The sequence below is a fragment of the Xanthomonas sp. 3498 genome (assembly GCF_014199795.1).
GTDB classification, from domain to species: domain Bacteria; phylum Pseudomonadota; class Gammaproteobacteria; order Xanthomonadales; family Xanthomonadaceae; genus Xanthomonas_A; species Xanthomonas_A rydalmerensis.
The window spans coordinates 617,788-632,295 of record NZ_JACHOH010000003.1 but is presented as its reverse complement, the minus strand read 5'-3'; the positions used below and the strand labels follow the sequence as shown (position 1 = coordinate 632,295).

13 protein-coding genes are annotated in these 14,508 nt (G+C 69.0%); 6 read left to right on the top strand and 7 right to left on the bottom strand.

The window, feature by feature from the left end:
* Nucleotide 1: 1 nt before the first annotated feature.
* Genes GGR66_RS12530 through GGR66_RS12520 form a run of 3 tightly spaced genes read right to left on the bottom strand, consistent with a single transcriptional unit; the run spans nt 2 to nt 2,687 of the window.
* The gene (locus tag GGR66_RS12530) at nt 2–979 is read right to left on the bottom strand and encodes a lysylphosphatidylglycerol synthase transmembrane domain-containing protein (RefSeq protein WP_184448437.1); all 978 of its coding nucleotides are present in this window, start codon (nt 977–979) and stop codon (nt 2–4) included.
* A gap of 20 nt (nt 980–999) precedes the next feature.
* Nucleotides 1,000–1,941: an electron transfer flavoprotein subunit alpha/FixB family protein gene (locus tag GGR66_RS12525; protein ID WP_184448436.1), complete on the bottom strand. Its 942-nt coding sequence runs from the start codon at nt 1,939–1,941 to the stop codon at nt 1,000–1,002.
* Nucleotides 1,941–2,687 carry an electron transfer flavoprotein subunit beta/FixA family protein gene (locus GGR66_RS12520; protein ID WP_017917125.1) on the bottom strand — a complete coding sequence of 249 codons (747 nt, stop codon included), beginning with the start codon at nt 2,685–2,687 and terminating at the stop codon, nt 1,941–1,943. The genes GGR66_RS12525 and GGR66_RS12520 overlap by 1 nt, the downstream gene beginning before the upstream one ends.
* 228 nt (nt 2,688–2,915) lie before the next feature.
* On the opposite strand from GGR66_RS12520, the gene rfbB reads away from it, so the two are divergent.
* Genes rfbB through rfbD form a run of 4 tightly spaced genes read left to right on the top strand, consistent with a single transcriptional unit; the run spans nt 2,916 to nt 6,382 of the window.
* Nucleotides 2,916–3,971: a dTDP-glucose 4,6-dehydratase gene (rfbB, locus tag GGR66_RS12515; RefSeq protein WP_184448435.1), complete on the top strand. Its 1,056-nt coding sequence runs from the start codon at nt 2,916–2,918 to the stop codon at nt 3,969–3,971.
* A gap of 58 nt (nt 3,972–4,029) precedes the next feature.
* The gene (gene rfbA / locus GGR66_RS12510) at nt 4,030–4,917 is read left to right on the top strand and encodes a glucose-1-phosphate thymidylyltransferase RfbA (RefSeq protein ID WP_184448434.1); all 888 of its coding nucleotides are present in this window, start codon (nt 4,030–4,032) and stop codon (nt 4,915–4,917) included.
* On the top strand, nt 4,914–5,471 hold the full coding sequence (rfbC, locus tag GGR66_RS12505; protein ID WP_019797144.1) for a dTDP-4-dehydrorhamnose 3,5-epimerase: 558 nt from the start codon (nt 4,914–4,916) through the stop codon (nt 5,469–5,471). The genes rfbA and rfbC overlap by 4 nt, the downstream gene beginning before the upstream one ends.
* A complete protein-coding gene (rfbD, locus tag GGR66_RS12500) occupies nt 5,468–6,382 on the top strand; it encodes a dTDP-4-dehydrorhamnose reductase (protein WP_184448433.1) in 915 nt (304 codons plus the stop codon). The genes rfbC and rfbD overlap by 4 nt, the downstream gene beginning before the upstream one ends.
* A gap of 87 nt (nt 6,383–6,469) precedes the next feature.
* Here rfbD and GGR66_RS12495 read toward each other — a convergent pair whose 3' ends face one another.
* Together GGR66_RS12495 and GGR66_RS12490 are read right to left on the bottom strand one after the other, a co-directional pair.
* A complete protein-coding gene (locus GGR66_RS12495) occupies nt 6,470–7,873 on the bottom strand; it encodes a mannose-1-phosphate guanylyltransferase/mannose-6-phosphate isomerase (RefSeq protein ID WP_160968899.1) in 1,404 nt (467 codons plus the stop codon).
* Nucleotides 7,874–7,922: 49 nt separating this feature from the next.
* Complete coding sequence (locus GGR66_RS12490; protein ID WP_184448432.1) at nt 7,923–9,269, bottom strand: phosphomannomutase; 1,347 nt, start codon at nt 9,267–9,269, stop codon at nt 7,923–7,925.
* 133 nt (nt 9,270–9,402) lie between these two features.
* Here GGR66_RS12490 and GGR66_RS12485 point away from each other — a divergent pair, with 133 nt between their 5' ends.
* Together GGR66_RS12485 and GGR66_RS12480 are read left to right on the top strand one after the other, a co-directional pair.
* On the top strand, nt 9,403–10,140 hold the full coding sequence (locus GGR66_RS12485; protein ID WP_184448431.1) for a CoA transferase subunit A: 738 nt from the start codon (nt 9,403–9,405) through the stop codon (nt 10,138–10,140).
* A 1-nt stretch (nt 10,141) separates the two neighbouring features.
* Nucleotides 10,142–10,774 carry a CoA transferase subunit B gene (locus tag GGR66_RS12480; RefSeq protein WP_184448430.1) on the top strand — a complete coding sequence of 211 codons (633 nt, stop codon included), beginning with the start codon at nt 10,142–10,144 and terminating at the stop codon, nt 10,772–10,774.
* Nucleotides 10,775–10,790: 16 nt separating this feature from the next.
* On the opposite strand, the gene GGR66_RS12475 is transcribed toward GGR66_RS12480, so the two are convergent.
* Together GGR66_RS12475 and GGR66_RS12470 are read right to left on the bottom strand one after the other, a co-directional pair.
* Nucleotides 10,791–12,860 carry a glycoside hydrolase family 99-like domain-containing protein gene (locus GGR66_RS12475; protein ID WP_184448429.1) on the bottom strand — a complete coding sequence of 690 codons (2,070 nt, stop codon included), beginning with the start codon at nt 12,858–12,860 and terminating at the stop codon, nt 10,791–10,793.
* Nucleotides 12,857–14,500: an electron transfer flavoprotein-ubiquinone oxidoreductase gene (locus GGR66_RS12470; protein WP_160968907.1), complete on the bottom strand. Its 1,644-nt coding sequence runs from the start codon at nt 14,498–14,500 to the stop codon at nt 12,857–12,859. The genes GGR66_RS12475 and GGR66_RS12470 overlap by 4 nt, the downstream gene beginning before the upstream one ends.
* Nucleotides 14,501–14,508 lie beyond the last annotated feature (8 nt).

The window sequence follows — 14,508 nt, the reverse complement described above, 5'->3', positions numbered from 1 at the left end:
TTCAGGCGGCCTGGCGTCGTTGCAGGAATTCCGTCGCGCCCATCGCCAGGGCGCCCACGGCGACCGCGTACCAAAGCGTCACCAGCCGCGCCGCCACCGCGACCGCGATCGCATCGGCGGTGGCGACGCCCAGCCGGTCCAACATCAGCACGATCGCCAGTTCTGTGGTGCCGACCCCGCCTGGGACGAAGGACAGCGCGCCGATCAGCATCGCCAGCGGGTAGATGCCGAACGCGACCAGCGGATCCAGGTCCAGGCCCAGGCCGCTGCACAGCCCCACGAAGACCGCCGAGGTCAGGCCCCAGGCGCCGGCCCCCGCGATCAGGCTGCGCACCATCTGCGCCGTTCCGAGGCAGGCACGCAGTTCCGTGGCGGCGAACACGGCGAACTGCGCCGTCCTCCGCAGCCAGCGCCCGGGCAGGCGCCGGCCCACACCCTCCAGCCACGCCAGCAGGGCCGGCCAGGCGGCGGCGCCGAACAGCAGGGCGACAAAGCCCAGCACCACTGCGGCGAGCGTGCCCAGAGTGGGGAAGACCGGTGCGGCCAGCAGCGACAGCGCCAGGATCACCAGCAGGTCGGAGGCGCGCTCGAACACGAACACCGCCAGCGTCCGACCTGCCGGCACGCCCATGCGGGCGAAATAGCGGATGCGCAGCAATTCCCCGGCCTTGCCAGGGGTGGCGGTCAATGCGAACCCGGCCAGGTAGGCGGCCCATCCGAGGCCGAACGGGACCGCATGGCCTTGTCGTTGCAGCAGCCAGCGCCAGCGCCAGAAGCGGAACAGGTAACTGACCGAGACCGGCAGCACCGCCAGCGCCAGCAACGGCCAGATCGCACCCAGCCGGGCGAACGTGCCGTTGCCGCGATCGATCCACCACAGGGCGGCCAGGTAGCCGCCGCACAACAGCACGACGAACAGCGCCAGATGATCCGCACGGTGGCGCGGCGCGGGCACGCCGTCGGCGCCGTGCGGCATCATTCCCGGGTCTCCGCGACGGCTCAGCCCAGCGCCTTTTCCAGCTCCGGCAACACCGTGAACAGGTCGCCGACCAGACCGATGTCGGCGATCTCGAAGATCGGCGATTCCGGGTCCTTGTTGATCGCGACGATGGTGCCGGCGTCCTTGATGCCGGTCAGGTGCTGGATGGCGCCGGAAATGCCGATCGCCACGTACAGCTCCGGCGCGATGATCTTGCCGGTCTGGCCCACCTGCAGTTCGTTGGGGACGTAGCCGGCGTCGACCGCCGCGCGCGAGGCGCCGACCGCCGCACCGAGCTTGTCGGCGAGCTGGTAGACGATCTGGAAGTTCTCCGCCGAGCCGACGCCGCGGCCGCCGGAGACCACGCGCTTGGCGCTCTGCAGGTCGGGGCGGTCGGACTTGCCGGCGGCCAGGCCGACGAAGCGGGTGTGGCTCGGCAGCGGCGCGTCCACGCTGGCCGCTTCGACCGCCGCGCTGCCGCCTTGCGCCGCTTCCGGCCAGGAGGCGCTGCGTACGGTGGCCACCACGATCTGGTCGGCCGGGGCCTGCACGCTGATGATGGCGTTGCCGGCGTAGATCGGGCGCTTGAACGCGTACTCGCCGTCCACCGCCATCAGGTCGGAGATCTGGTTGACGCCGAGCAGGGCGGCCACCACCGGCATCAGGTCCTTGCCGAAGGTGGTGGAGGGGCCGAACACGTGGGTGTAGCCGGTCGCCAGGGCGGCGATCTGCGGGCCCAGCACCTGCGCGATGGCGTGTTCGTTGGCGGGATTGGCGACGGTGAGGACGCGGGCGACGCCGGCGATCTGCGCGGCCTGGGCGGCCACCGCGGCCGGATCGGCGGCCAGCACGACGATGTCGATGGCGTCCGGCGACAGTGCCTGCGCGGCGCTGACGCACTTGGCGGTGGCGGCGTTGAGCTGCCCGTTGAGATGTTCGGCGATGACGAGGATCTTGGCCATTACAGCAACCCCTTCTGCTTGAGTGCGGCCACCAGTTCGGCGGCATCCTTGACCATCACGCCGCGGCTGCGCTTGGCCGGCGGGGCGTAGTGGGTGGTGGTGAGGCTGTCGTTGGCCTCCACGCCCAGGTCGGCGAAGGCCAGCGTCTGCAGCGGCTTGCTCTTGGCCTTCATGATGTCCGGCAGCTTGATGAAGCGCGGCTCGTTCAGGCGCAGGTCGGTGGTGACCACCGCCGGCAAATCCACTTCCAGGGTTTCCAGGCCGGCGTCGACCTCGCGGGTCACCGTGGCCTTGCCGTCGGCCACCACCAGCTTGCCGGCGAAGGTCGCCTGCGGCCGGCCCCACAGCGTGGCCAGCATCTGCCCGGTCTGGTTGGCGTCGTCGTCGATCGCCTGCTTGCCCAGGATCACCAGGTCCGGCTGCTCCTGCTCGACCAGCTTGAGCAGGGTGCGCGCGGCGGTCAGCGGCTGGATTGCCGCATCGGCGACCACGTGGATGGCGCGGTTGGCGCCCATCGCCAGGCCGTTGCGCAGGTGCGCGGCGGCGTCGGCCGGGGCGATGGTGGCGACCACCACCTCGCTGGCGATGCCGGCGTCGCGCAGGCGCAGCGCCTCTTCCAGGGCGATTTCGTCGAACGGGTTGGCGGAGAGCTTGACGCCCTCGGTGATCACGCCGGAGCCGTCCGGCTTGACCTGGATGCGGACGTTGTAGTCCACCACGCGCTTGTAGGCGACGAGGATTTTCATCGTGTACGAGATCCTTCAGCAGTGCGGGAAGGCCCGGCCGCGGCGGCTGGCACGGGGCAGTCGGAGGATTCTAACCGGGCGCGCTTGACCATGCGAGGGCGTATGGTGGGCGCCCTCGGCGGGCACGCGATCGCCGCGTGCGGCGCCCACGACCGGTTCATATAAAGCGTATATCCTGTGTGGTTTGGACATTAGGCGCCGACGGCGCCCAATCAGGAGAGACACACAGTGGCGACTTGGCTCGTAACCGGCGGTGCCGGTTTCATCGGCGGTAATTTCGTGCTCGAGGCGGTGGCGCGCGGCATCCGTGTGATCAACCTGGACGCACTGACCTACGCCGGGAACCTGAACACGCTGGCGTCGCTGGAAGGCAATCCCGACCACGTGTTCGTGCACGGGGACATCGGCGACCGCGAGCTGGTGAGCCGTCTGCTCGCCGAGCACCAGCCCGACGCGGTGGTCAATTTCGCCGCCGAGAGCCACGTGGACCGCTCGATCGATGGCCCCGGCGCCTTCATCCAGACCAACGTGGTCGGCACCCTGGGCCTGCTGGAGTCGGTGCGCGATCACTGGAAGGCGCTGCCGGACGGCCGCCGCGACGCGTTCCGTTTCCTGCACGTGTCCACCGACGAGGTCTACGGCACCCTCGGCGAGACCGGCAAGTTCAGCGAAACCACCCCGTATGCGCCGAACTCGCCGTACTCGGCGTCCAAGGCCGCCTCCGACCATCTGGTGCGCGCGTTCCACCACACCTACGGCCTGCCGGTGCTGACCACCAACTGCTCCAACAACTACGGCCCCTACCACTTTCCGGAGAAGCTTATTCCGCTGGTGATCGCCAAGGCGCTGGCCGGCGAGCCGCTGCCGGTGTACGGCGACGGCAAGCAGGTGCGCGACTGGCTGTTCGTCGGCGACCACTGCGAAGCGATCCGCACCGTGCTGGCCAAGGGCAAAGTGGGCGAGACCTACAACGTCGGCGGCAATTCCGAGAAGCAGAACATCGAAGTGGTGCAGGCGATCTGCGCGCTGCTGGACGCACGGCGTCCGCGCGAAGACGGCAAGCCGCGCGTCAGCCAGATCACCTACGTCGCCGACCGGCCCGGCCACGATCGCCGCTACGCCATCGACGCCTCCAAGCTGAAGAACGAACTGGGCTGGGAGCCGAAGTACACCTTCGAACAGGGCATCGCGCTCACCGTGGACTGGTACCTGAGCCATCAGGACTGGGTGCAGGGCGTGCTCGATGGCAGCTATCGGCTAGAACGGATCGGCACCGCGGCATAACCCGCGTCCCTCGCATGCGTCCGCACATCCACATGCGGACGTCCATAGGAAGCACCTCATGACACAACGCAAGGGCATCATCCTCGCTGGCGGCTCCGGCACGCGGCTGTATCCGATCACCAAGGGCGTCAGCAAACAGCTGTTGCCGGTGTACGACAAGCCGATGATCTATTACCCGCTCAGCGTGCTGATGCTGGCCGGGATCCGCGAGGTGCTGATCATCAACACCCCGCACGAGCAGGCGCTGTTCCAGGCGCTGCTGGGCGATGGCGCGCAGTGGGGCATGGATATCCAGTACGCGGTGCAGCCGAGTCCGGACGGGCTGGCCCAGGCCTACCTGATCGGCCGCGACTTCGTCGCCGGCAAGCCGAGCTGCCTGGTGCTGGGCGACAACATCTTCCACGGCCATGGCCTGACCGAGACCCTGCGCCGTGCCGATGCGCGGCAGCATGGGGCCACCGTCTTCGGCTACTGGGTCAACGACCCCGAGCGCTACGGCGTGGCCGAGTTCGACGCGTCCGGCAAGGTCATCGACATCGAGGAAAAGCCGGCCAAGCCGCGCTCCAACTATGCGGTCACCGGCCTGTATTTCTACGATGGCCAGGCCAGCGACCATGCCGCGGAACTGAAGCCCTCGCCGCGCGGCGAACTGGAGATCACCGATCTCAATCGCCGTTACCTGGAAGCTGGTGAACTGCATCTGGAAGCGCTGGGCCGTGGCTATGCCTGGCTGGATACCGGTACCCACCAGTCGCTGCACGAAGCCTCCAATTTCATCGAGACCATCCAGTCGCGGCAGGGCCTGCAGGTCTGCTGCCCGGAAGAGATCGCCTTCGGGAACGGGTGGATCGATGCGGCGCAGCTGGAGAAACTTGCCGCTCCGCTGCGCAAGAACGCTTATGGCACCTATCTGCATGAACTGGCTGTACGAGGAACCGTTCCGTGAAAGTGATTGAAACCAATCTGCCCGGCTGCGTGGTGATCGAGCCGGCGGTGTTCGGCGATGCGCGTGGCTATTTCTTCGAGACCTGGAACGCCGAGCGTTTCGGCGAGCACGGACTGCCCACCAAGTTCGTGCAGAGCAACGTCTCCACCTCGGCCAAGGGCGTGCTGCGCGGCCTGCATTACCAGTGGCCGCGGCCACAGGGCAAGCTGGTCAGCGTCCTCGAGGGCGAGGTGTACGACGTCGCCGTCGACATACGTCATGGCTCGCCCCACTTCGGCCGCTGGGCCGCGGTGGTGCTGAGCGCGGAGAACAAGAAGCAGTTCTGGATTCCGGAAGGCTTCGCGCACGGATTTGCCGTGCTGTCGGAGCGTGCGGTGTTCAGCTATCTGTGTACCGACGTGTACGTCAAGGAAGCCGACGCTGGCGTGCGCTGGGACGATGCCGCGATCGGCGTCGACTGGCCGATCTCCGAGCCGGTGCTGTCGGGCAAGGACGCTGTCGCGCCGTTCCTGGCCGATATCCCGGTCGAGCGCCTGCCGGTCTACCAGCCATGAGCGTGCTGGTCTTCGGCGGCAACGGCCAGGTCGGGCAGGAGCTGCTGCGCGCGCTGGCGGCGCAGGGGCCGGTGCTCGCGACCACGCGCAGCGGCCAGTTGCCCGACGGCAGCGCCTGCGAGCGCGCCGATTTCGACCAGCCGCAGACGCTGGGCGAACTGCTGGACCGGCTGCGGCCGACGGCGGTGGTCAACGCCGCGGCCTACACCGCGGTCGATCGCGCCGAACAGGACGCAGAGGCCGCCCGCCGTGCCAATGCCGAATCGCCGGCGGCGATCGCCACCTGGTGTGCGGCGCAGGGCGTGCCGCTGGTGCATTACTCCACCGACTACGTGTTCGACGGCCAGGGCGCGCAGCCTTATCCCGAGGATGCACCGACCGCGCCGCTGGGCGTGTACGGCGCCACCAAGCTGGCCGGCGAGGAGGCGATCCGCGCTTCCGGTGCGCAGCACCTGATCTTCCGCACCGCCTGGGTGTATGCCGCGCACGGACACAATTTCCTGCGCACCATGCTGCGCGTCGGCGCCGACCGCGACGAACTGCGGGTGGTCGCCGATCAGGTCGGCACGCCGACTCCGGCGGCGCTGATCGCCGATGTCACTGCGCGCGTGCTGGCGCAGCGCGCGACGCTGCCGTCCGGGACCTGGCATCTGACCGCGGCCGGCGAGACCACCTGGCACGGCTTCGCCGAGGCGATCTTCGCCGAGGCGGTGGCGGCGGGCCTGCTGTCGCGCGCGCCGCGGGTGCTGCCGATCACCACCGCGGAGTATCCGACCCCGGCCAAGCGCCCGGCCTACTCGCGCCTGGACGTGTCGCGCCTGCAGCGCGATTTCGCGCTGGAACTGCCGCAGTGGCGCGATGGCCTGCGCCAGGTGATCGGTGAACTCGCCACGGCAGCACCGGCCGCCTGACCTGCCGTACGCGGCAGAAAAAGCACGCAGCCGAAAAGCAAAGAGCCGGGCAGTGCCCGGCTCTTTGCGTTGTGGCGTGTGCCGGACTCAGGTGCGCCCGTAGGTGTCCTCGAAGCGCACGATGTCGTCCTCGCCCAGGTAGCTACCCGACTGCACTTCGATCAACTCCAGCGGCAGCTTGCCGGGGTTCTTCAGGCGGTGGGTCACGCCGAGCGGGATGTAGGTGCTCTGGTTTTCGGTGAGCAGCAGTACTTCCTCGCCACGGGTGACTTCGGCGGTACCGCTCACCACGATCCAGTGCTCGGCGCGGTGGTGATGCATCTGCAGGCTCAGCGTGGCGCCGGGCTTGACCGTGATGCGCTTGACCTGGAAACGCTGGCCGTTGTCGATCGAGTCGTAGGCGCCCCACGGACGGTACACCTTGCGGTGCCAGGTGGCTTCGGAGCGGCCGTTGGCCTTGATCCTGGCGACGATGTCCTTCACTTCCTGGATGCGTTCGCGGTGGCCGACCAGCACCGCGTCGTCGGTCTCCACAACCACCACGTCCTGCAGGCCGACCATCGCGATCAGGCGCGAGCCGTAGGCGTAGGTGTTGCGGCAATCGATCTCGATCACGTCGCCGTGGTGGGCATTGCCGTTGGCATCCTGCGGCGACACGTCCAGCAGCGCCGACCAGGAGCCGACGTCGCTCCACTTGGCGTCTAGCGGCACCACCACCGCGTCGGCGGTCTTTTCCATCACCGCGTAGTCGATGGAGTCGGAGGGGCTGGCGGCGAAGGCGTCCTTGTCCAGACGGGTGAAGTCGGCGTCGCGCTTTGCCGACTGCCACGCCTTGGTGCAGGCATCAGCGATGGCGGGCTGGAACTTGCGCAGTTCTTCCAGGTAGCGCGAGGCGCGGAACAGGAACATGCCGCTGTTCCAGTAATACTCGCCCGACGCCAGATAACTTTTCGCGGTGGCCAAGTCGGGTTTTTCGACGAAGCGCTCGACCGCGCGCGCGCCATCGCCGGCGGCCGCCTTGATGTAGCCGTAGCCGGTTTCCGGTGCGGTCGGCTTGATCCCGAACGTCACCAGCTTGCCTTGCTCGGCCGCGATGGCGGCCACGCGCACCGCTGCCTGGAACGCCGCCTCGTCGCCGATCACATGATCGGAGGGCAGGACCAGCAACAGCGGATCGGCGCCATCGCGTGAGGCCTCCAGCGCCGCCACGGCGATCGCCGGGGCGGTGTTGCGGCCCTTGGGTTCGAGCAGGATCGCATGCGGCTTCACGCCGATCTGTTGCAACTGCTCGGCCGCGACGAAGCGGTGTTCTTCGTTGGCGACCACGATGGGCGCATGCGCGGCGACCGGCGCCGCGCGCTGCCAGGTGGCCTGCAGCATGCTCTGCTCGCCGACCAGTGGCAGGAATTGCTTGGGATACGACTCGCGCGACAACGGCCACAGGCGCGTGCCGGAACCGCCGGACAGGATGATGGGAAGGACGTCGCTCATGGGCGGGGGAACTCCATAGTGCGTCTGTGGGTGGGGGAGGGTGTCGGGATCAGCCGCGCAGCAGCTCGGAGATCTCCTGGGTACGCTGTTCCAGCAACGCCGCATCGCCGCGGGTTTCCACGTTCAGGCGCAGCAGCGGCTCGGTGTTGGAACTGCGCAGGTTGAAGCGCCAGTCGGCGAATTCGGCGCTGACGCCGTCGGTGTAGTCCAGCGTCGGCGCATGCGAGGCGAAGTGTTCCATCACCCGCGCCACCGCCGCCTTGGCGTCGGCGACCTTGAAGTTGATCTCGCCGCTGCACGGGAACTTCTGCATGCGCGCCTCGACTAGGTCGGCCAGCGAGCGGCCGGATTGCGACACCAGTTCGGCGATCAGCAGCCACGGGATCATCCCCGAGTCGGCGTAGGCGAATTCGCGGAAGTAGTGGTGCGCGCTCATCTCGCCGCCGTACACGGCGTTTTCGCTGCGCATCTTCTCCTTGATGAAGGCATGCCCGCTCTTGCACAGCACCGGAATGCCGCCGGCCTCCTCGACCTGTTCGATCGTGTTCCAGGTCAGGCGCGGGTCGTGCACGACCTTGCCGCCCGGCTGCTTGGCCAGGATCGCCTGCGCCAGCAGGCCCACCAGGTAGTAGCCCTCGATGAAGCGGCCGTCGGCGTCGAAGAAGAAGCAGCGGTCGAAGTCCCCGTCCCAGGCGATGCCGAAGTCGGCGCCGTGCTGCTTGACCGCATTGGCCGTGGCGGCGCGGTTCTCCGGTAGCAGCGGGTTGGGAATGCCGTTGGGGAAGTGGCCGTCCGGCTCGTGGAAGACGCGCACGAACTCGAACGGCAGGTGCGGCGCCAGCAGGTCGATGATGGCACCGGCGCCGCCGTTGCCGGCGTTGACCACCAGCTTCAGCGGCTTGAGCGTGGCGCGGTCGACGTAGCTGAGCAGGTGCTCGATGTAGGCGCTCTTGTCCGGGCGGTGATGCTCGGCGGCGGTCGGCGCCGCGGCCGGCGCGGTGTCGGCGGCGACGGTGTCGCGGATCGCGAACAGGCCGGTATCGGAGCTGATCGGGCGCGCGTTCTCGCGCACCAGCTTCATGCCGTTGTAGTCCATCGGGTTGTGGCTGGCGGTGACCATCACGCCGCCGGCGGCCTGCAGGTGGTCGGTCTGGAAATACACTTCCTCGGTGCCGCACAGGCCGATGTCGATGACCTCGCGGCCGCTGGCGCGCAGGCCCGCCGACAGTGCCGCCTGTAGCGCGGGGCTGGCCAGGCGCACGTCATGGCCGACCACCACCGGGCCGCTCTGCAACTGCCCCGCCAGCGCCACGCCGATGCGGCGCGCCAAGTCCTCGTTCAGTTCGTCGGGAACGCGACCGCGGATGTCGTAGGCCTTGAATGCGGGAAGCGACATAGGAAGAGGGTCCTAGTTGGGGGAAACCCGAGTGTAACGTTCCGCCGCTTAATCGGTCGTTGCGGCGGTGCGGCGGGGGTCCGGCGCGGCGAGCGGCTAGACTACGCGCCTATTTCCAACGCGGAGCTGGCGAATGGGCGACACCACTACCCTTGCGGGCGGGCGGCGCGGCAAGCTTTACCCCGATGCGGCCACGGCGCTGGCCGACGTGGTGGCGGACGGGCAGACCCTGGCGGTCGGCGGCTTCGGCCTGTGCGGCATCCCCGAGGCCTTGATCGCTGCCTTGCGCGACAGCGGCGTCAGCGGCCTCACGGTGATCTCCAACAATGCCGGCGTCGATGGCTTCGGCCTGGGCCAACTGCTGGCGACGCGGCAGATCCGCAAGATGATTTCGTCCTACGTCGGCGAGAACAAGGAGTTCGAACGCCAGTACCTGGCCGGCGAACTGGAACTGGAATTCAATCCGCAGGGCACCCTGGCGGAACGCCTGCGTGCCGGCGGTGCGGGCATCCCCGCGTTCTTCACCGCTACCGGCTACGGCACCGTGGTGGCCGAGGGCAAGGAGACCCGCGAGTTCGACGGCAAGCATTACGTGCTGGAGACCGCCCTGCGCGCCGACGTGGCCCTGGTCAAGGCGTGGAAGGCCGATGCCGCCGGCAACCTGGTGTTCCGCAAGACCGCGCGCAATTTCAACCCGGCCTGCGCGATGGCCGGCAAGCTCTGCATCGCCGAGGTCGAAGAAGTGGTGGAGACCGGCAGCCTGGATCCGGACCAGGTGCACCTGCCCGGCATCTACGTCGACCGCCTCGTGCACAACCCGCATCCCGAAAAACGCATCGAACAGCGCACCCTGCGCCAGAAGGACGCCTGACATGGCCTGGACCCGCGACGACATGGCGCAGCGCGCCGCCCGCGAACTCACCGACGGCGCCTACGTGAATCTGGGTATCGGCCTGCCGACCCTGGTCGCCAACCACATTCCCGAGGGCGTGGACGTGTGGCTGCAATCGGAGAACGGCCTGCTCGGCATCGGTCCGTTCCCCAGCGAGGACGAGGTCGATGCCGACCTGATCAATGCCGGCAAGCAGACCGTCACCGCCCGCGCCGGCGCCAGCTACTTCGGCAGCCACGATTCCTTCGCGATGATCCGCGGCGGCCATATCGACCTGGCCATCCTCGGCGCGATGCAGGTCAGCGAGAAGGGCGACCTGGCCAACTGGATGGTGCCGGGCAAGATGGTCAAGGGCATGGGCGGCGCGATGGACCTGGTGGCCGGGGTCAAGCGCGTGGTGGTGCTGATGGAACACGTCGCCAAGGACGGCAGCCACAAGATCCTGCCGGCCTGCGACCTGCCGCTGACCGGCGTCGGCGTGGTCGATCGCATCATCACCGACCTGGCCGTGTTCGACGTCACCGACAGCGGCCTGCTGCTGGTGGAAACCGCCGAGGGCGTGGACGAGGCCGAACTGGTCGCCAAGACCGGCGTGCCGTTCCGGCGCGGGTAAGGGCGCGCTGCGCCGCTCAGGCGCTGCGCTGCGCGTAGGCGTAGTCGGCGGTGGATACCGGTGGTGGCTGGCCGAGCAGGTCGGCCACGGTGGCCACCCGGTAGCCGGCGCGCTCGGCCAGCGGCGCTGCCAGCCGTTCCACCGCATGCGCCAGGGTGGCGTCGAGCTGCCCGCGCTCGGCCTCGAATTCGGAAGGGCACAGGCCGCTGTCCAGCAGCGGCCGCAGCGCGTCCAGGCGTGCCCAGAACATGCTGCCCGAGATGAACTGCGCCTGCTCCAGGCGCGCGTCGCTGTGGCCGGTCCGGCGCAGCAGGTAGTCGGCGACCGCGCGGTTGCCGCCCCAGAATTCGGCCAACGGCAGCAGATGGCCTTCGGGCGCGACCAGGCCGAGCGCAGGCTCCTGCGCGAAGGCCTGCAGCACGCGCGCGGCACGGTCGGCGCCGGCCAGGCGTTGCAGCAGTTCGGTGCGCCAGGCATCGCCGTTGTGCAGATGGGTGCTGCGCTTGGTATGCAGTTTCAGCACCACGTCCACGCCATCGCGCAGCAGCCGCTCGGCGGCGTGCAGGAACGGCAGGATGTCGCGGCCGCGGTTCTCCAGCACCATCACCTCGGACGGCAATGCGCACGCGCGCAGGTGCGCGCGCACCGCATCGGCCTGGTCGGGCGAGGTGGTGACCAGCAGACGCCACGGCAGGGCGCTCGCGGCCAGTTGCGCCAGCAGTTCCGGCAGCACGTCCGGATACCACGCGTGGACGATCGCGTGCGGCGTCGTGTCGCGTGCCGGCAGTGGCGCCAGCGCGCGGCGGGTGGCGTCGAGATAGGCATGGCCCAGTCGCGCATCCGGTTCCAGCACGGCGCCTTCGGCCCACTCGTTCCAGGCGTTGACGAACACCAGGCGCTGCTCGGCGCGGCGACCCTGCAGCCGGGTATGGATGGTGGTGCGCAGCCAGTCCTCGTAGCCGCGCGGCGAGGCGTGCAGATAGACGCGGCCGGCGCCGGGGCGGCGCGCTTCATTGTCCCAGCCCGGGTTGACGCCCGGATACAGCAGATAGTCGGGCAGCGGGCGCGCGGCGATCTCCGCGGCCAGGGCGCGCCAATCCAGCACGGCGCCGCTGTAGTCGGGATTGAGCAGGTGCTGCTCGGCCGCCAGCGAGCGGGGATTGCTCATGTTCGGCGGGAACTCGACCGCCGCGTCGAAACCGATGTCGCGCGGGTCCGGCCGCTCGAAGCCCTGCACGTAGGCCAGGTGCAATTCGCCGATGCCGTGCTGCCGGCACCAGTCGCGCCAGCGCGTGGCGGTGGCCTGTGGATCCGGCAGCAGATGCGGGCGGTACACCAGCAGCATCGGCCGGCCATCCACGCGCAGGCAGCGCGGGTCGCGCAGGTAGTCGGCGACGTGCGCGATGAAGTCCAGATCGTCCTGCGCGCTGTGCGCCTGCGCCATCAGCACATCGTCGCCGCGGCCGTCCCAGCGCCGCGACCATTGCTCGTTGGCCCAGCACAGGCAGAACGGCAGCTCCAGCGTGGGATCGTCCAGCCACTGCCGCAGCGGCGTCTCCAGCAGGGTCTTGCCGCCGAACCAGTAGAAGTAGAAACAGAACGCGCCGATGCCGTACTGCTTCGCCAGCGCCACCTGCCGCCGCATGCTCTGCGGGTTGCGCAGGTCGTAGAACCCCAGGTCCGCCGGCAGCCGCGGCTGCACATGTCCCTCGAACTGCGGCAGCGCGCGGGTGACGTTGCGCCATTCGGTGAAGCCGGTGCCCCACCAGGCGTCGTTCTCCGGGATCGGATGGAACTGCGGCAGGTAGAACGCCACCACGGTCGCCGGCAGTGGCGTCGGCAGCGTCACCTGCTGCGCGGATACATGGCCGATCGCGCGTTCGTCGGCGCGCGCGCGCGGCCGGCGTTCGCCATGCCCGTCGGTGGCGCGCCCGCGCGGCGGCGGCGGCACCAGATCCGCATGGCGCTCCAGGAAGCGCGCGCGCAGGCGATCGCGCTGCGCCGGCGCCAGCGGCAGGACGCGAAAGCCCGCGCGCAGCGTGAGGTACAGCGCGGTTTTCAGGCGCGCGGGCAGGCCTGCGCTCACAGGTTCTGGTAGTTCGGCCCGGAGCCGCCTTCCGGCGTCACCCAGTCGATGATCGCGTACGGATCCTTGATGTCGCAGGTCTTGCAGTGCACGCAGTTGGCGGCGTTGATCTGCAGGCGCTTGCCGGCCGCGTCGTCGACGATCTCGTACACCGCCGCCGGGCAGAAGCGCGTGCAGGGGTTGCCGTACTCCTCGGTGCAGCGGGTCACGCAGATCTGCGGATCGAGCACGTGCAGGTGCACCGGCTGGTCCTCGTCGTGCTCGGTGGCGGCGAAGTACACGCCCTGCAGGCGGTCGCGCGGGGCCAGTTCGCGCTGCACGTAGTCGCGCTTGGGCTGCTCGTGCTCGCCCAGCCGGTCTAGGCTCTTCCAGTCGGCGCCGACCTTGAGCGTCCACGGCGAGGCGCCCTTGACCAGGGTCTCCCAGGCGCCGTTGAGCAGGCCGAACCACAGGCCCTTCTTGAAGCCGGGTTTGATGTTGCGCACCTGGCGCAGCTCGGCCATCACCTCCGAGCCGCGTAGGCGCGCGTCGAAGCCGGCCGGGTCGAGCGCGGCGCCGGCGGCGAGGTGTTCGGCGGCGAGCATGCCGCTGCGGATCGCCTGATGGGTGCCCTTGATCTTGGGGACGTTGAGCAGGCCGGCGGTGTCGCCGATCAGTAGCGCGCCGGGCATCTCCACCTTCGGCAGCGACTGCCAGCCACCGCTGGCGATGGCGCGCGCGCCGGCCGAGAGGATGCTGCCGCCTTCCAGCAGCGACTTCATCATCGGGTGGTTCTTCCACTGCTGGAAGGCTTCCCACGGCCGGTATTCGGGATCGTGGTAGTCCAGGCCGCTGACGTAGCCTAGCGCCACCTGGTTGTTCTCCAGGTGATACAGGAAGCTGCCGCCGTAGGTCTTGCTGTCGGCCGGCCAACCCAGGGTGTGCACGATCTTGCCGGGGCTGACGCGGCCCTCGGGCAACTGCCACAGCTCCTTGATGCCGATCGAGAACGCTTGCGGATCGTGGCCGGCGTCGAGCGCGAAACGCGCGATCAGGCGCTTGGTCAGGTGTCCGCGCGCGCCTTCGGCCAGCACCGTGACCTTGGCGCGGATGTCGATGCCGGCGGTGTAGCCCGGCTTGTGCGATCCGTCCTTGGCCACGCCCATGTCGCCGATGCGCACGCCCAGCACCGTGCCGTCCTCGGCGTGCAGGGTCTCGGCGGCGGCGAAGCCGGGGTAGATCTCCACGCCCAGCGCCTCGGCCTGGGGTGCGAGCCAGGCGCACATGGCGCCGAGGCTGACGATGAAATTGCCGTGGTTGCGCATGCCCGGCGGCACCATCGGGAACTTGTGCCCGCCGTCCTTGCTCAGGTACCAGAACTCGTCCTCGGCCGCCGGCACGCAGATCGGCGGCGGGTTGTCGCGCCAGCCGGGCAGCAGCGCATCCAGCGGCGCGGGTTCGATCACCGCGCCGGACAGGATGTGCGCCCCGATGGTGCTGGCCTTCTCGATCACGCAGACCGAGATGTCGGGGTTGAGCTGCTTGAGCCGGATTGCGAACGCCAACCCGGCCGGGCCCGCGCCGACGGTGACGACGTCGTACTCCATGACGTCGCGCTCCACTGGCTGCGGCGCGTTGGCGCCGCCCTCGGTTCCCGTCATCTGTTCCG